This window comes from Corallococcus praedator (assembly GCF_003612125.1).
GTDB classification, from domain to species: Bacteria; Myxococcota; Myxococcia; order Myxococcales; family Myxococcaceae; genus Corallococcus; species Corallococcus praedator.
The window spans coordinates 1-15952 of record NZ_RAWI01000215.1 but is presented as its reverse complement, the minus strand read 5'-3'; the positions used below and the strand labels follow the sequence as shown (position 1 = coordinate 15952).

General features: G+C 69.6%; 15 protein-coding genes. 2 read left to right on the top strand and 13 right to left on the bottom strand.

From position 1 onward, the window contains the following. The coding region (locus D7Y13_RS24990; RefSeq protein WP_147452488.1) for a TonB-dependent receptor at positions 1-1546 on the bottom strand (1546 nt) is incomplete at its 3' end. Positions 1547-1751: 205 nt separating this feature from the next. Between D7Y13_RS24990 and D7Y13_RS24985 the strand changes: the two genes are divergently transcribed. After that, entirely contained in the window at positions 1752-2102 is a 351-nt protein-coding gene (locus D7Y13_RS24985) for a hypothetical protein (protein WP_120534648.1), read from the top strand. Between the two features lie 63 nt (positions 2103-2165). On the opposite strand, the gene D7Y13_RS24980 is transcribed toward D7Y13_RS24985, so the two are convergent. From D7Y13_RS24980 to D7Y13_RS24940, 9 genes are read right to left on the bottom strand one after another with little or no spacing between them, the layout of a single operon-like run. Further along, positions 2166-2747, bottom strand: a complete 582-nt coding sequence (locus D7Y13_RS24980) for a hypothetical protein (protein WP_120534647.1) — start codon at positions 2745-2747, stop codon at positions 2166-2168. Further along, a complete protein-coding gene (locus tag D7Y13_RS24975) occupies positions 2744-3226 on the bottom strand; it encodes a hypothetical protein (protein WP_120534646.1) in 483 nt (160 codons plus the stop codon). Before D7Y13_RS24975 ends, D7Y13_RS24980 begins: the two co-directional genes overlap by 4 nt. Before the next feature lie 32 nt (positions 3227-3258). Next, positions 3259-3996: an SDR family oxidoreductase gene (locus tag D7Y13_RS24970; RefSeq protein WP_120534651.1), complete on the bottom strand. Its 738-nt coding sequence runs from the start codon at positions 3994-3996 to the stop codon at positions 3259-3261. After that, complete coding sequence (locus D7Y13_RS24965) at positions 3974-5353, bottom strand: FAD-dependent oxidoreductase (protein WP_120581957.1); 1380 nt, start codon at positions 5351-5353, stop codon at positions 3974-3976. Before D7Y13_RS24965 ends, D7Y13_RS24970 begins: the two co-directional genes overlap by 23 nt. Then, positions 5340-6620, bottom strand: a complete 1281-nt coding sequence (kynU, locus tag D7Y13_RS24960) for a kynureninase (protein ID WP_120534644.1) — start codon at positions 6618-6620, stop codon at positions 5340-5342. The genes D7Y13_RS24965 and kynU overlap by 14 nt, the downstream gene beginning before the upstream one ends. After that, complete coding sequence (locus D7Y13_RS24955) at positions 6617-7633, bottom strand: amidohydrolase family protein (protein WP_120534643.1); 1017 nt, start codon at positions 7631-7633, stop codon at positions 6617-6619. The genes kynU and D7Y13_RS24955 overlap by 4 nt, the downstream gene beginning before the upstream one ends. Beyond that, a complete protein-coding gene (gene nbaC, locus D7Y13_RS24950) occupies positions 7630-8154 on the bottom strand; it encodes a 3-hydroxyanthranilate 3,4-dioxygenase (RefSeq protein WP_120534642.1) in 525 nt (174 codons plus the stop codon). Before nbaC ends, D7Y13_RS24955 begins: the two co-directional genes overlap by 4 nt. Position 8155: 1 nt before the next feature. Beyond that, positions 8156-8584 carry a RidA family protein gene (locus D7Y13_RS24945; RefSeq protein WP_120534641.1) on the bottom strand — a complete coding sequence of 143 codons (429 nt, stop codon included), beginning with the start codon at positions 8582-8584 and terminating at the stop codon, positions 8156-8158. A 25-nt stretch (positions 8585-8609) separates the two neighbouring features. After that, positions 8610-10052 (bottom strand): aldehyde dehydrogenase, encoded by a 1443-nt coding sequence (locus D7Y13_RS24940; protein ID WP_120581956.1) that lies wholly within the window; start codon positions 10050-10052, stop codon positions 8610-8612. Positions 10053-10249: 197 nt separating this feature from the next. On the opposite strand from D7Y13_RS24940, the gene D7Y13_RS24935 reads away from it, so the two are divergent. Then, positions 10250-11038 carry a 2-keto-4-pentenoate hydratase gene (locus D7Y13_RS24935; protein ID WP_120581955.1) on the top strand — a complete coding sequence of 263 codons (789 nt, stop codon included), beginning with the start codon at positions 10250-10252 and terminating at the stop codon, positions 11036-11038. 5 nt (positions 11039-11043) lie between these two features. Here D7Y13_RS24935 and D7Y13_RS24930 read toward each other — a convergent pair whose 3' ends face one another. From D7Y13_RS24930 to D7Y13_RS24920, 3 genes are all read right to left on the bottom strand, one after another. After that, positions 11044-12198 (bottom strand): bestrophin family protein, encoded by a 1155-nt coding sequence (locus D7Y13_RS24930; protein ID WP_120534638.1) that lies wholly within the window; start codon positions 12196-12198, stop codon positions 11044-11046. A gap of 156 nt (positions 12199-12354) precedes the next feature. Further along, positions 12355-14583, bottom strand: coding sequence for a hypothetical protein (locus D7Y13_RS24925; RefSeq protein ID WP_120581954.1), 2229 nt, complete (start codon positions 14581-14583; stop codon positions 12355-12357). A 107-nt stretch (positions 14584-14690) separates the two neighbouring features. Continuing rightward, positions 14691-15952 (bottom strand): hypothetical protein (locus tag D7Y13_RS24920; protein WP_208734490.1); only part of this gene is annotated, 1262 nt, incomplete at its 5' end.

Below are 15952 nucleotides of genomic sequence, written 5' to 3'. Positions count from 1 at the left end.
GGGTGGTGCCGCAGACGTTGGGGTCGGGCAGGGCTTCGAATTCGTCGATGGTGTGGGGGCCGGGGTTGCGGGTGCGGCGCCACGCGATGTTGGACTGCGCGGACAGGCCCTTCCCGGAGCCCAGACCGGAGCCGTCTGACGGCAGGATGGAGTCCGCCTGGTGGTGCCAGCCGAGCGTCGCGTCCACGAGCAGCTTCTTGTCGAAGAAGGACGACGTCTGCTTCGCGACCAGGTCCAGCGCGCTGTTTTCGCGCCGGGTGGCGATGGCTTCATAGGCGCCCTGCACGAAGCCGGTGCAGGACAGGCTGGTGCACACCTCCGGTTCGCCGTCGTCGCTGAAGGCGTACTTGTTGGTGCCACCGGACGAGCGCGGCGTGCCGAAGACGGAGACCGCGAGGCTGTGGTCCTGGTTGAAGTTGTAGGTGAGCTTGCCCAGGTACTGGATGGAGCGCTCGTCGGCGAAGCGGCTGACCTGGGTGCCTTCGATGGGCGTCGCCTGGGAGAAGCCGGTGGTGGTGTCCTTGCGGCGGTCGCCTGCCTTCTTGCAGCCGTTGTCGTCCTCCCCCGTGCAGATCTCGAAGGTGGACAGCTGGCGGTCCACCTGGATGCGGTTGAAGGACGGCGCGACGCCCACGTAGAACCAGAGCTTGTCCTTGAGCAGGGGGCCGCCCAGGTCGAAGCCGAAGTCGCCCAGGTTGTGGGCGCTGCCCTGCGCGGAGATGACGCTGCCCTCGCGGCGCACCACGGTGCCCGCCGTCTGGAGGGAGCCCGGGGCCATGTTGGCGAAGACGGAGCCGTGGAACTCGTTGGAGCCGGACTTGGTGACGACGTTGAGCACGCCGCCGGTGGAGCGGCCGTACTCCGGCATGTAGCCGCCCGTGATGATGTTGACCTCCTTGACGAACTCCACGGACAGGGGCGTGCCCAGGGTGCCCACGCCGGGGTCGTTCACGGACAGGCCGTCCACGACGTACTGGCTCTCCGGGGAGCTGCTGCCGCTGATGCTCACGCCGTAGCGGTCCTCGGTGGCGCCGGGGGCCAGCTCCGCAAGGCCTTCGAAGGAGCGGGACGCGGAGCCCTTGGTGCCGGGGCGGATGACGGCGATGTTGCGGATGAAGTCCTGGTCCACGGTGACGCCCGCGGCGCTGGAGCCCACGTCCACGCTGGGGGGCGCGCCCACGACCTCGACGTTCTCCGTGAGGCCCTCGTCGGGGAGCAGCTCCGCGTTGAGGCGGATGGTGCGGTCGATGCGCAGGAGGATGCCGCCGCGCTCGTAGAGCTTGAAGCCCTGGGACTCGAAGCGCAGCAGGTAGGTGCCGGAGGGCAGCTGGGGGATGCGGTACAGGCCGCTCTTGTCGGAGACGACCGTGCGCTCGCCCTGGAGCTGGGGAGAGGTGGCGGTGACGACCACGTTCTCCAGCGGGCTCTTGTTCGCGGCGTTCGTCAGGGTCCCGGTGATGACCGAGTTGCCCTGGGCGAAAGCCCCGGTTCCCCACAGCAGCACCGCGAGCCACAGCCCACGGTTGACACGGTTGCGTCTGGACACGGAATGCCCCTCCCGGCGAAGGCGGCGCACTTTGTCGCAAAACGTGAGAAATCCACCAGCTACAAACAATCCGGCTGGTCTGTTAGTGCGGGGAATGCCCGACCCGGTGCGTCGCAAAGGGGAGGGACGGCCCCGCTTCCAGGAACTGGATCGTTCCGGCGAGCGGGTTGAAGGTCTCGGACACCCAACCAAGGAGTACGCACACATGGCGATCTTCGTGACGACGACGGACCCGCAGGGCTTGATTGACGGAATCAAGAGCGCGGTGGCTTCCAAGAAGGTGGCGGGCTGGGCCTATGACGCCGAGGGCGATGTGACGTCCTCCGAGGCGTCGCTGGCGAACCAGGCGTGGTTCCGGCCCACGCTGGTGCCGGGCGCGGGCGTGGTCTTCACCATCAGCGCGCAGAAGGACAAGGCCATCTCGACGGAGGCCTACGCCGCGTACCACGGGCGTTTCCTGGAGACGCTGCTGAGCCACTTCGCGTCCCAGTTCACCACGGCCAGCGTGACGGCCAGCGGCGAGTCCCGCGCCGGGGACGTCGTCAAGGGCGGCTGAGCGTCCTGACGCGTGCGGGAGCCCGTGAAGTCCCAGCGGGCTCCCGTCGTACCCCTCCGGTGGTCAGGGAATGTTCTCGGGCTCGGAAGAGAAGAGGGCGTGGAAGAGGGTCGTCCGGGGGGGCTTCATGAAGTGGACGTAGAGGGGCACGGGCGTCTGGGCGATGTCGAGCGGAAGGGCGGTGGCGCCGTAGTCCGCCTCGATGCGCTGGGCGATGGCCTCCGCGATGCCTTGCAACTCCAGGGGAATGGGCTTCAGGAACACCTGGGAGTCCTTGAGGTGCGTCCCCTGGAACTCCCTTCGGACACAGTGAACGGTGTAGACCGGGGCCAGGATGCTGAGGTACCCGACAACCGTCCAGGCCAACTGGGTGCGGTGTAGGACCTCCACTCGCGGAGGGTAGACGAGGACGCCGAAACATCCATTCACCGACGCCGCCATGTAGTCGCCGACGGTGCATTCAGGGAGCGCTCTCCTGAGTTGGTTGAGCAAGGCCCTCCAGCGGTCCAGTTCCTTGAGCTTTTCGTTCCAGAGCGCCTCGAAGCGCTCGAATTCAGGACTGGGCTCAATCCGGAAGTCATACAGGTCATCCGCACGCCAGTAATGACGCGCAATCGCAATCAACTCTTCGGTGGAAGGCGTCATGGCTTCTGGAACCTGGGCTCGACAGGCATGGTTTCGCGCCGACACGTCTTCGATACGCGCGAGCCTACGATGGCCTCGGAGAGCGCGAGAGTGTAGGTGCCCCTGAACTCCTCGCAGGCAAGTCCCAGCGGGGTCGTGGGGGTGACCGCACGAAACACCGTCTGCGCCGCCAGGTTCGCGCAGTCCGCTGAAATACGTTGGGCAAGCGGCAGCGGAATGGGGCCCATGCGGCTTGTTTGCATGGGAAGTCCGATCCCGAGCTGGCACGGGTAGACCTCGCCGGTGTCGCGCCGCAGCGGCACCCGGACACAGGCTTCCCGCCAACCTCCCGCCCCGGGCCCCGTCTGCTCCACGATGTTGACGAACTTGAAGTGCTGGGGCTGAAGCCTGCCCTCCACGATGGTGCCCGTGGCCATACAGCCCGTCATCCACCACGACACCACCGCGAGCACCGCCCGCGCACGTACCGTCGCGTCCATGTCTTCCCCCCCGGGAAGACACGGAGCACACCTCAGAATCCGCGCAGCGCTCCACCGTCGCAGGCGATGGACTGTCCGCTGATATACGCGGCCGGCTCCGACGCCAGGAACGTCACCAGCGCCGCGAACTCCTCCGGCCTTCCCAGCCGCCGCGCGGGGATGTTCGGCGCCACCTTCTCATCCGACAGGCCCAGGTCCTTCATCCGGTCCGTCGCGTGGTAGCCCGGCAGCGCCGCGTTCACCGTGATGCCATACGGCCCCACTTCATTGCTCAGGCTCTTCACCAATCCCAGCAATCCCGCGCGCAGGCCGTTGGACACCGTGAGGTTGTTCATCGCCTCGCGCGCCGCCGTGGACGTCACCAGCACGATGCGGCCCCAGCCCTGCGCCTTCATGCCCGGCAGCGCCGCTTGAATCGCATCCACCGTGGACAACCACAGGCTCTGGAAGCCCGTCTGCCATTGCTCTCCGGTGATGGCCTCGAAGCCGCCCGCCGGAGGCCCGCCCGCGTTCACCACCAGCACGTCCAGGCCGCCCAGTTTCTCCGTCACCTCGCGCACCAGCTCGCGCGCCGTGCCCGCCTGGGTCAGGTCACACGGCACCGCCAGCGCCGCGCCCAGCTCCTTCGCCGCCTTCTCGAGCTTCTGCCCGCCGCGCGAGGAGATGGCCACCGTCGCGCGCTCCTTCACCAGCGTCTCCGCGATGGCGCGCCCCAGTCCCGAGGACGCTCCCGTCACCAGCGCCCGTCTACCCTTCAGGCCGAAATCCATCCGCGTGCTCCTTCATGAAAGGGGTCAGCCGGCCGCGGATGAGCTTCGCCGCCGCGTCCAGGTCCACGTCCTCGGGGCGCTTCAGCCCCTGCGACAGCTCCGCCACGATGCCGCCCGCGATGACGCCCACCTCGTAGGCCAGCCGGTAGGGCACCCGGCTGAAGCTCACCAGCGAGTAGCGGCTGACGAACTCTCCCGGAAACGCATTGAGCAGCACCTTCTCCACGCCCTTCTCCAGCAGGAAGCGCGGGTCGCCCGTGCTGTCGCGCATCTCGATGAAGTTCTCCACCGCCATGTCCGCGATGGCGTCCGCGTTCGTCTTGCGCAGCGCCTCGAACGTCTGGAACGCCGCCTCCCAGTCCTGCTGCTTCGCAAGGAGCGCGTCCAGCACCACGCAGTCCTCGAAGCCGCAGTTCATCCCCTGCCCGTAGAAGGGCACCATGGCGTGCGCCGCGTCGCCCAGCAGCAGCGTGCGCCCACCCACGCGCCACGGCGCGCACTTCACCGTCACCATGTGCCCGGTGGGTCGCGCGAAGAACTCCTCCACCAGCCCGGGGATCAGCGCCTTCGCGTCCGGGAACTGCTCCTGGAAGAACGCCTCCAGCGCCGCGGGCGTCTCCAGGCTCGCGAAGCTCAGCGGCCCCTTCCACGGCAGGAACAGCGTGCAGGTGAAGCTGCCGTCCTCGTTGGGCAGCGCGATGAGCATGAACGCGCCGCGCGGCCAGATGTGCAGCGCGTGCTTCTCCATCTGGAAGCTTCCACCCGGGCCCGGCGGAATCGTCAGCTCCTTGTACCCATGCCCCAGCGGCTCCTGCGTCGCCTGCGGCTGCAACGCCTGACGCACCGCCGAACCAGAGCCGTCCGTGCCGAACACCACCGTGTCGCGCACCTCGCGCGTCTCACCCGTGGTCTCGTCCAGCACCGTCAGCGTCCCCGCCGACACGTCCGCCTGGGTGACCCGCTGCCGGAAGCGGATGCTGACGCGCCCCGTCGCCTCCGCCTGCGTCATCAGGAACTGGTTCAGCCAACCGCGCGACAGCGAGTTGATGTGCTGCGAGTCGTCCTTGCCGTAGGGCTGGTATGCCAGCTCCCCCTTCACCGGGTGGATGACCCGCCCGCGCATGGGGATGGCGTGCTTCAGCGCCTCCTCCTCCAGCCCCACCTGCCGCAGCGCATGCAGGCCGCGCGTGGAGATGGCCAGGTTGATGGAGCGCCCCGCGTCCAGCGTCTCGCGGCGCATGTCCGGCCGGCGCTCCAGCACCTCCACCGTGTGGCCCCGGCGGGCCAGATACAGGGACAGCAGCGAACCGACGAGGCCCGCTCCCACCACCGTCAGCTTCGGCTCATTCGAGGGCATGGGCTTCCAGCGTCCGCACGAAGCGGAAGACGTCCAGGTACGTGTTGTAGAGGGGCGCGGGCGCGGCGCGGATGATGTCCGGCTCGCGGAAGTCGCAGATGATGCCCGCCGCCGACAGCCGCCCCAGCAGGCGCTTGGGCTCGCCCTTGAAGCGCAGGGACAGCTGCGCCCCGCGCTGCTTCGGATCCTTCGGCGTGGTGATGGTCACGAACCCGCCGGGCAGCCGGTTGAGGAGGAACTCCAGGAAGCCGGTGATCTTCTCGCTCTTCGCGCGCACCGCCTCCATCGTGGCCTTGTCGAACAGCTCCAGCGACGCGCGCAGCGCCGCCAACTGGAAGATGGGCGGGTTGGACAACTGCCAGCCCTCCGCGCCCGGCAGCGGGTCGAAGGTGGGGCCCATCTCGAAGCGGGTGGCCTTGTTGTGGCCCCACCAGCCCTCGAAGCGCGGCAGCTCCGGCGAGTGCGCGTGCCGCTCGTGCACGAACACGCCGCCCAGGCTTCCCGGCCCGCCGTTGAGGTACTTGTACGAACACCACACCGCGAAGTCCGGCCCGTCGTCGTGCAGGGCGAACTTCAGATTCCCCGCGCCGTGCGCCAGGTCGAAGCCCACCTTGCAGCCCTGCGCGTGCGCCACGCGGGTGATGGCCCCGATGTCGAACGCCTGCCCGGTGAGGTAGTTCACGCTGCCCAGCATCACCAGCGCGACCTCCTTCCCGTGCCGCTCCACCGCTTCGAGGATGTCCTCGGGGCGCAGCGTCTCCTCGCCCTCGCGCGGCATCAGCCGGACGATGGCCTCCTTGGGGTCGTAGCCGTGGAAGCGCGCCTGGGACGCCACCGCGTACTGGTCCGACGGGAAGGCGTTGCCTTCAATGAGGATCTTGAAGCGCTCGCGCGTGGGTCGGTAGAACGACACCATCATCAGGTGCAGGTTCACCGACAGGGTGTTCATCACCACGACTTCCTGGGGCTGCGCGCCCACCAGCCGCGCCACCTGTTCGGTGAGCAGCTCGTGGTACGGCAGCCAGGGGTGACGGCCGTGCACGTGGCCCTCCACGCCCAGCCGCTCCCAGTCCTCCATCTCCATCTGCACGTACTTGCGCGCCTTGCGCGGCTGGAGGCCCAGCGAATTGCCCGCGAGGTAGATGGCCGGGGCCCCGGAGGGGCTGGCCACGTGCAGGAATTCGTCGCGGTAGGGCCGCAGCGGATCCTGCGCGTCCAGGGTGTGCGCGAAGGCGTCGGTGCTCTCGTAGACAACAGGGGCCGTCATGGTGCGAAGTCCTCGTGCGAGCGCCCCAACCACTCCAGGGCGTTGCGAAAGAGCAGCCGCTCGCGCACCGGCGTCTCCAGGTCCGTCAGGGATTCGATGAGCGTGCCGGGCCGGTCCTCGCCCAGCGGGAAGGGATAGTCACTGCCCAGCGCCACCTTGTCCGCGCCGAACAGCTTCACGATGGCGCGCAGCGCTTCCGCGTCGTGCACCAGCGAGTCCACCCAGAAGCGCCCCAGGTAGTCGCGCGGCGCCACCGGGTTGTCCACCGCGACCAGGTCCGGGCGCACCTCGAAGCCGTGCTGGATGCGGCCAATCGTGCCCGGGAACGCGCCGCCGCCGTGCGCGAACGCGAGCCGCAGCCTGGGCAGCCGCTCCATCACCCCGCCGAAGATGAGCGAACAGATGGCCAGCGACACCTCCGCCGGCATGCCCACCAGCCACGGCAGCCAATACTTCGCCATCTTCGCCTCACCCATCATGTCCCACGGGTGCACGAAGACGGCGGCGCCCAGGTCGCTCGCCGCCTGGAAGAAGGGGAAGAGGGCCGGGTCGCTCAGGTTCAGGTCGTTGACGTGGCTGCCAATCTGCACGCCCGCGAAGCCCAGCGTGCGCACGCAGCGCTCCAATTCCTTGACCGCCAGGTCGGTGGATTGGAGCGGCACCGTGCCCAGGCCCACGAAGCGCCTGGGCGCCGTGGCCACCGCGGAGGCCAGGTGGTCGTTGAGGAATCGCGCCACCTCCAGGCCGTGCTCGGGCTTCGCCCAATAGCTGAACAGCACCGGCACCGTGGACAGCACCTGCACCTGGACGCCGTGCGCGTCGCACTCCACGACGCGCTGCTGGGGGTCCCAGCAGTTGCTTTCGATTTCGCGGAAGAACTTCCCGTCATCCCGCAGCATCCGCGCGCGGCACGGCGCGTGATGGTCCAACGTGATGAAGCCGCCGTAGCCGAAGCGCTCGGCGAAGCGGGGCATCTCCGGGGGCAGGAGGTGCGTGTGGATGTCGACCTTCACTTGGGCGCACCACCCCGGGTCACCTTCGTGCCGCATTGCTTGCAGGTGCAGTGCTCCGGGTCGCCGTAGAAGTGCTCGAACACCGGCGGCAGCTGCGTCACCAGGTTGGTGACGTGCAGCGATTCCTCATAGAGCTTCACGCCGCACTTCGGGCACAGCCAGAGGAACGAATCCAGCTCCTGCGGCTGACGGCGGCGCTCCAGCACCAGCCCCACCGTGCCCGCGGGGCGCTGCGGCGAGTGCGGCACCTTGGGCGGCAACAGGAAGATCTCCCCCTCGCGGATGGGGATGTCCTGCACCTGCCCCTCGTCGATGACGCGCAGGGTGATGTCGCCTTCGAGCTGGTAGAAGAACTCCTCGCCCTCGTTGACGTGGAAGTCCGTGCGCGCGTTGGGACCGCCCACCACGGTGACCATGAAGTCCCGGTCCGCCCACACCTGCTGGTTGCCGACGGGCGGCTTGAGCAGTGGCCGGTGCTCGTCGATCCACTTCTTGAAGTTGATGGGGGTCAGTCGTCCCATGTCACACGTCTCCAATGGTGGCGATGCACTTCAGTTCAATGGCGATGGGCGTGGGCAGCCGGTTGATTTCCAGCGTGGTGCGGCACGGAGGGCTGTCCTTGAAGTACTCCGCCCACAGCCGGTTGTACGTGGGGAAGTCCTTCTTCATGTCCGTGAGGTACACCGTCACGTCCACCAGCCGGTCCCACGACGAGCCCGCGTCCTCCAGGATGTAGCGCACGTTGCGGAACACCGAGTGGCACTGCGTCTCGATGTCATACGAGACGATGTTTCCTTCCGCATCCAGCTCCACGCCGGGGATGGCCTTGCTGCCGCGCTCGCGCGGGCCCACGCCGGAGAGGAACAACAAGTTGCCCACACGGCGCGCGTGCGGGTAGAGCCCGACGGGCTCCGGGGCCTTCTTCGAATCGATCCGCTCGCCAGCGCTCACGCGTTGCTCCAGGGGCAGCAGGGCTTCACAGCTTGATGCAGACGTTCTTGGGTTCGGTGAAGAAGCGCAGCGCGTCCCAGCCGCCCTCGCGGCCCACGCCGGAGTCCTTCACCCCGCCGAACGGCGTGCGAAGGTCGCGCAGCATCCAGGTGTTCACCCAGACGATGCCGCTGTGCAGCCGCGAGGCGAACCGGTGCGCGCGCGTCAGGTCCTTCGTCCACACGCTGCCGGCAAGGCCATAGCGCGTGGAGTTGGCCCAGGCGAGCACCTCCTCCTCGTCGTCGAAGGGCATCAGCGTGGCCACCGGCCCGAAGATCTCCTCCTGGTTGGTGCGGCACGAAGACGACAGGCCCTCCACCAGCGTGGGCTCCACGAACCAGCCCTGCTCACAGCGGCCCGGTACCTTCGCGCGCTGGCCGCCGGTGAGCACGTGGCCCCCCTCCTGCTTCGCGAGGTCGATGTAGCCCAGCACCTTCTCGAAGTGCTCGCGGGACACCAGCGCGCCCTGGTCCGTGCCCTCCACCAGCGGGTCCCCCACCTTGAGGGCCTGGGTGCGCGCGACCAGCGCTTCCTTGAAGCGCGCGTACAGGGGGCGCTGCACGAAGATGCGCGGGCCGCACAGGCAGATCTGACCTTGATTGGCGAACGACGAGCGCAGCGTGGTGGACAGCGCCTCGTCGAAGTCACAGTCCGCGAAGATGACGTTGGGGTTCTTGCCGCCCATCTCCAGCGACAGCTTCTTGAAGGCGGGCGCGGCCACGCGGGCGATTTCGGCGCCGGTGCGCGTGCTGCCGGTGAAGGAGATGGCGCTGACGTCCGGGTGGCGCGTGAGCGGTCCGCCCACGTTCGGCCCCAGGCCGTGCACCAGGTTGAGCACGCCCGGGGGCAGGCCCGCGTCGCGGCACACCTGGGACAGGAGGAACGCCGTCATGGGCGTCACCTCCGACGGCTTCGCCACCACGCAGTTTCCAATCGCCAGCGCGGGGGCGATCTTCCACGTCAGCAGGTACAGCGGCAGGTTCCACGGCGAGATGCAGCCCACGACGCCCAGCGGCGAGCGCAGCGTGTAGTTGAGCGCCACGCCGTCCATGGCGTGCGCCTCGCTTGCGAACTGCGTCGCCGCGTCGGCGAAGAACTCGAAGTTGACCACGCTGCGCGGGATGTCCACCGTGCGCGCCACCGACAGCGGCTTGCCCGTATCGATGGACTCCGCCCGGGCGAAGGCGTCCAGGCGTTCGTGGATGAGCCCCGCGATGCGCCGGAGCATCCGCGAGCGCTCCGTCGCCGGCAGCGCGGACCAGGCGGGGAACGCCCGGCGGGCCGCCTCCACCGCGGAGTGCACGTCCTCCTCGCGCGAGTCCGGCACGTGCGCGTACAGCGCGCCCGTCGCCGGCTCCGGCTTGTCCAGCCACTGGCCGCCCTTCGCGGGCACCAGCTCGCCACCGATGTAGTTGAGGACCTTTTCCAAGGCAGCGCCCTCCTGGGGGAGACACGGGAACGCGCGGCAATCTATGCCGCGCCCGTCCGTGGCCTCCAGGATTCCGAGCGCATCCGTCGGTTGGCGCTCGCTTGCGCGGCCGTCGTGCCTCCCGGATGCTGCCGCCCCCATTCCGCCCGTGAACCTGGCCGGTGGAATTACAGGTTGGGCAGAGAAAGGATCCGGAGATGACCTCGACGACGGACGTGATGACCCTGGCACAGACCCTGGACGCGGCGCGGCGCGAGCGGCGCGAAATCCCCCCGTTGACGCACGCGCACCCGAACCTGTCGGTGCCGGACGGCTATGCGGTGCAGGCCCAGGGCATCCGGCTGCGCGAGGCGCAGGGTGAGCGGCGCGTGGGCCTGAAGATGGGCTTCACCTCCGAGGCGAAGCGCCAGCAGATGAACCTGGGCTCGCCCATCTTCGGCGTGCTGACGGACCGGATGCTCGTGCCGGCGGGCGGCGTGGTGCACGTGGGCGCGGGCATCCACCCCCGCATCGAGCCGGAGATCGCCTTCCGCACGTCGAAGGAGCTGAAGGGCGCCGTGACGCGCGACGAGGTGCTGGACGCGTGCTCGGCGGTGTTCGCGGCGATGGAGGTGCTGGACTCGCGCTTCGTGGGCTTCAAGTACTTCAGCCTGCCGGACGTGGTGGCGGACAACGCGTCGTCGTCGCTGTTCGTGCCCGGCACCACCGAGCGCGGCGTGCGCGACCTGGACCTGACGAAGCTCCAGATGCGCATGGAGGTGAACGGCAAGGTGGAGGGCGAGGCGCGCTCGGACGCCATCTCCGGCGACCCGGTGGTGTCCCTCATCCAGTTGTGCGCGCTGCTCGCGGAGCGCGGCGAGGTGCTGCCCGCGGGGAGCCTGGTGCTGTCGGGCGCGGCCACCGCCGCGTACCTCATGAAGCCGGGCGACCACGTGAAGCTCACCGTGGACGGCCTGGGCACGGTGGAGGTGACGGCGCGGGAGTAGGGCCGTCAGTACAGCACGCCATCCCTGGGCTGGAGGGGCGGGGGCAGCTCGGTCTCGCCCAGCATCTGCCGCAGGTTGATTTCGATGGTGCGGCACAGCGCCGTCATGGGCGTGTCGCTGACGCCGTCCTCGAACGGGTCCTCCACGTCGCGGCCCACCGCGTCCATGGCGATGAAGAGGAACGCGATGATGGCGGTGACCAGCGGCGTGAGCACGCCCAGGTCCGCGACGACGCCCAGGGGCAGCATGGCGAGGTAGGCGCGCACCATGGCGTGCGGAAGGATGTCGTACTGGCGGGGCAGGGGCGTGTTCTTGATGCGCTCGCACGCGCCCAGGTGGTTGGTCAGGTCCGTGAGCGTCTCGTCCATGGCGACGCGCAGGTAGACCTTCTCCGGGTGCTCGATGTCGCTGTAGACGCGGCGCATGCGCGTGGACATCCACAGGAGGATGGCGGAGGGCACGTTCTGCTCGTCGCGCAGCGCCTCCAGCATCGACGGGCGGAAGTACGGGGTGATCTCCGGGAAGGGGTCCTGCCTGCGCAGGTGGCAGCGCAGCGCGTTCACGAAGCCGATCTGCGCGTAGATGAGCTCGCGGGCGTCCTCGGTGATGCCCTCGAACACGCCGGTGATGACGCCCCGGGGATGGCTCCAGTCGGACGGGGGATGTTCGAACGTGGCCAGGTTCGCGCGCGGGGTGCCCGGCTTGCGCAGGTCGCGCGCCTTGCCGAACTGGTCTCGCACCGCGCCGTCGCCCACCTGGGACCAGGCGGGCGACAGCGCGGGGCCTTCCGGCTGCACCGCCATCTGCACCAGCCGCGACGCGGACGAGGGGGTCTCCAGGGTGCCGTCGCTGCGATGCGAGCGGGGCGCGGGCAGGAAGGTGATGACCTGCCGGGCCAGGGTGCGGGAGGAGTTCACGATGCCGCCCCAAATGGTGCGCGCCTCCCACCAGCGCTCGTAGGCGGAGTTGTTGCGGAAGGCGAGCAGCACGCCCAGCGCCGCGGCGAGCACCGTCACCGGCAGCGCGGGCACCGACAGCCACTTCGCGCCCATCACCTCGTAGCCCAGGGCGATGGCGAGCGCGAGGACGACGTGGACCGCGACGGGCACGCCCGTGTAGCGAAGGACGATGCGCCAGGACAACATCCGACCGACGATCATCGCGCGGGCACTCCTTGCCGGGGAGAGAGCCCGGTGCGGCCCGGGATGTAGTGCCGCACCGCCAGACTGGCAATGCGGCGCGTTACTTCCGCGTCCGCCGTCCGGGCCCGCGCTGTTCCGCACGCCTGGGGAGCGTGCGGAACCCAACGAAAGCGCTCAGGCCCGCGACTTGGAGAAGACGATGCTCACGCCGGTGTCCGGCACCGTCACGGTGAAGGTGCGCTCCACCGTCGCCAGGCCGTTGCCGCCGCGCGCCGCCAGCTCCAGGAAGAACGCGCCGGTCGCCTTCAGGTGGAAGGACTGGGCCCAGGACTGCGACAGGGCCTTGAACGCGCCGGAGAAGACGGCCGGGGAGCGCTGCTCGTTGTTGCGCAGGTCCAGCAGGCCCGCGCGCAGGTCGTGCCACTTGGACACCGTGCCGGGGTTCTTCTGGATGACCTCCGCGAACGTCAGCATGCTGTTGCCCAGCTGTCCTTCCGTGTACGCGAAGAGCCCCACGAGCGGATGGTTCTTGAGCGTCGCGGCGGCCGTCTTCGCCGCGTCGGACGCGGACCAGTTCTGGTCCAGGTACGCGCGCCACAGGCCCGCGTACACGGACTCGCGCACGGTGGGACGGTCGCGGCACGGCACGGAGTACCAGGGCAGCGCCCGGGCCAGCGCGCGTGCGAAGACGGTGGGCGCGTCGGGGTCCGCCGAGTGGGTGATGACGTCGCGCAGCGTCCGGTTGTCCAGCTTCAGCTCCACCCGCGTCTCGATGGCCTTGCCGCCCGAGGCCGCGCGGATGCGCTTGAGGACCTCCTCCTCCTCCGCGTCATCCAGCGCGCCCCAGATGATGGCCTCGTCCACGGACTGGCGCAGGTCGTCCTCGCCGCGCTTGCGCGCGTCGCGGCGCAGCATCAGGTACAGGCCCAGGTCGAAGTCCGCCACGGTGGGCGACTTGCGGAACTCGGACATGTCCGCCTTGAAGTCCGCCGTCCAGTGCGCGTACGGCGTGAACAGCGTGCCCGTGTAGCGGCGCACGCCCAGGAACGAGATGCGCTGGGGCGCCTCCCTCTCCAGGCTGTTGCGCTGCACCACCTGGGTGAGGCTGCGCTCGTCGTTGCCGCCCATCGCCCAGCTTCCCAGCCGCAGCGAGAAGCCCCACGCCTGCGACTCCTTGGAGACCTCCTTGAGCAGGCACTGCTCCAGCACCATGTTGTGGGTCTGCATGTGCTGCATCGCGCGGGACATGTCGCCGCCCACCAGCATCGGGTGCAGGGCCTGGGCCTGCGCATCGGTGCAGACGGTGGAGAGCAGCGTCGTCTGTTCGCGCAGGCGCAGGTATTCGTAGCGGAAGCCGGCGGCGAACTTCGCCTCCGCGAGCGCCTGGACGCGCGTGCGTGCATCCGCGCGCAGCTTCTCCCACGCCGTGCGCAGCGCCGTGGGGGCCGCCTCCAGCTCCTGGAAGCCCAGCCGGTCCAGCACGATGCGCAGCACCTTCGTCTCGGCTTCCGACAGGGTGTGCGTCTCCAGCTTCGTCATCAGCGATTCGAAGGTGGCGAGCGGCACCGACAGGAGCCCTTCGAGGATGTGCTCCACCTGCGCGAGGACGGCGGCCGGGTCGGTGAGGCTTGCCTCCACGTGGAGGTCGGCCGTCACGCCCGCCTCGCGCGCCACGACCTTCTTCACCTGCACGCGGATCTTTCCCGCCTCCGGGCGGGAGAAGATGACCGCGTAGTCGTCCGTCACCTTCACCTTCGCGGACACGGTGGCGCCCGCCTTGGCCTCGAAGGCGACCATCGTGCTGGCGGACAGCAGCTTCGTCAGCGCCTGGAGGTTGGTCGTGTAGACGTCCGTCCAGTCCAGCGTCGCGGTGACGGACAGCTCGCCGCGCGCCTGGAAGGAGATGGCGTCCCCCACGCCCAGCTTCTCCAGCGACGACGTGAGCAGGGGCAGCCGGAGTTCACCGGCGTTCGCCTTCAGCGCGGCTCTCGCGTTCGTGTCCTGGGTGTGCCGGTGGTAGTCCGCCAGCAGCACGCGCACGTCCCCGTTGGCAGCCAGCGCCACGTACGGCAGCGGGAAGCCGACCTCCGCCTTCACGCGCGCCTCCACCGCGTACTTGAGCCACGCCTGGTCGTCCCCGAAGACGAGCGGCGGGGACAGCCGCTCCGGGGTGCTGGAGGCCTCGCCCACCACGCCCGCCGCGTCCACGTCCGCCGGGGCGTCATAGCCTTCGATGAAGCCCTTGGCGGACACGTCGAACGCGAAGGTCAGCGGGCCCAGCTTCTGGCCGGAGGGCAGCGCGTAGCTGGCGTTCGGCAGCTCCACCCGGATGTCGGAGCCCTTGAGCGGCGCGTCCGGCAGCACCTTCGACACTTCGTCCAGCAGCACCAGCTTCCAGGCCATGACAGATGTCTCCCGCGGTCACGGAAAGTCCCATCGTACATGGCCGCACTGTCCGTGGAGGCCGGACGTGCAGCGGGCGCGGACGATCCCCTGGAGGACGGAGGACTTCAGGGCCGTGCGCGGGCCTGCTGGGGCGTGGCCGGGGCGTCGGCGTTCACCAGGAGGGCCTCGGGCGTCAGACCCCGCACGCACGAGCGGATGACGGCCTGGGAGGCATCCACCGACTCCAGCACGAGCGAGGGCGTCTTCGTGGCGAGCGTCTTGGGCCACTGGCCCTTCTCCGCCCGGGTCGCGTCGACTTCCGCCAGGGCGATGAGCGCCTCGGAGCGCAGCGCGCGCAGCTCCAGCGCTTCCAGGTCCTCGGAGGCCAGGCGCGTCGCCGGGGCTTCTTCCTGGCGGAGGTGCTCCCGGGCCTTCTGGGCCTCCAGGGCGCCCATCGCACGGCGGCGCGCTTCCGCGGGTTGATCCACCACGGCGCGCAGGCGGTCCGAGTCCGTCACCCACTGCCGCCACCGGAGCCGCCGCGACAGGGCGCCCGGCAGGGAAGGGGCGTCCGTCCAGGAGGGGGGCAGGAGGGAGCGGGCATCGTCGGACATCAGGTCGCGGAAGGTGGTGAGCTGCGTGGCGAGCGACTCCTCGTGCAGCGTCAGGGACGGCGGAGGAAAGCCTTCGTGCAGCCGGGTGAGCTGCGCGGCGGCCTGTCGCTTGCGGACCACGGACGCCGCGTCGAGCGCATCCGCGCAGGCCCGCCACGTGCGCGCGTAGCCGTTGACGGACAGCCGCTGCCCGACGAGCCCACCGCCCAGGGCCAGCTCCCGGCTGAGCGCGAGCGCGTCCACGCATGTGTCCACCGCGAGGTCCGCGTCGCCGCCGGCCACCAGCAACCGCGTCTCCAGCGCCGCCTGCTCCAGCACCCGCCGCAGCGCCTGTGCGAGCGCATCCCGCCGGGCCACGTCCGGCCCGGACAGCGGCCGCAGCTCCTCCGGCAGCCCGCCCGACTCCGCATGGGTGGCGGCGAGCACCTGCCGCATCAGGGGCCGGCCCTGCTCCAGCGCCTCACGGCACGCGGTGGGCAGGTCCGTGACGGGAGCGCGCCCCTCCGTCACGGCCTCGCAACGGGCGGCGTCTTCTTGAGTGGCCACGGGCGCGGCGCGCTCCGGTCGCACCAGCGCGGGGATCAACTGTGCCAGGGCGGTGCCGAAGGTGCCGGCCCGTGTGGGGGTGACATGCGCCGGACGCGGGTGCTCGGCGTGCGTCAGCGTGTTCACCTCCAGCACGAGCCGCGCCTCCAGGTCGTCGGTGCGCAGGCGCAAGGCCGCGAGCACCCCGAGGCTCGCGAGGATGAACAGCAACACGCCTCCCATGAGGG

Excerpts from the sequence above, each read along its gene's own strand:
- D7Y13_RS24985 (WP_120534648.1), top strand. The coding sequence starts at position 1,752 with ATGGCGATCTTCGTGACGACGACGGACCCGCAGGGCTTGATTGACGGA.
- D7Y13_RS24980 (WP_120534647.1), bottom strand. The coding sequence starts at position 2,747 with ATGACGCCTTCCACCGAAGAGTTGATTGCGATTGCGCGTCATTACTGG.
- D7Y13_RS24975 (WP_120534646.1), bottom strand. The coding sequence starts at position 3,226 with ATGGACGCGACGGTACGTGCGCGGGCGGTGCTCGCGGTGGTGTCGTGG.
- D7Y13_RS24970 (WP_120534651.1), bottom strand. The coding sequence starts at position 3,996 with ATGGATTTCGGCCTGAAGGGTAGACGGGCGCTGGTGACGGGAGCGTCC.
- D7Y13_RS24965 (WP_120581957.1), bottom strand. The coding sequence starts at position 5,353 with ATGCCCTCGAATGAGCCGAAGCTGACGGTGGTGGGAGCGGGCCTCGTC.
- kynU (WP_120534644.1), bottom strand. The coding sequence starts at position 6,620 with ATGACGGCCCCTGTTGTCTACGAGAGCACCGACGCCTTCGCGCACACC.
- nbaC (WP_120534642.1), bottom strand. The coding sequence starts at position 8,154 with ATGGGACGACTGACCCCCATCAACTTCAAGAAGTGGATCGACGAGCAC.
- D7Y13_RS24935 (WP_120581955.1), top strand. The coding sequence starts at position 10,250 with ATGACCTCGACGACGGACGTGATGACCCTGGCACAGACCCTGGACGCG.
- D7Y13_RS24930 (WP_120534638.1), bottom strand. The coding sequence starts at position 12,198 with ATGATCGTCGGTCGGATGTTGTCCTGGCGCATCGTCCTTCGCTACACG.
- D7Y13_RS24925 (WP_120581954.1), bottom strand. The coding sequence starts at position 14,583 with ATGGCCTGGAAGCTGGTGCTGCTGGACGAAGTGTCGAAGGTGCTGCCG.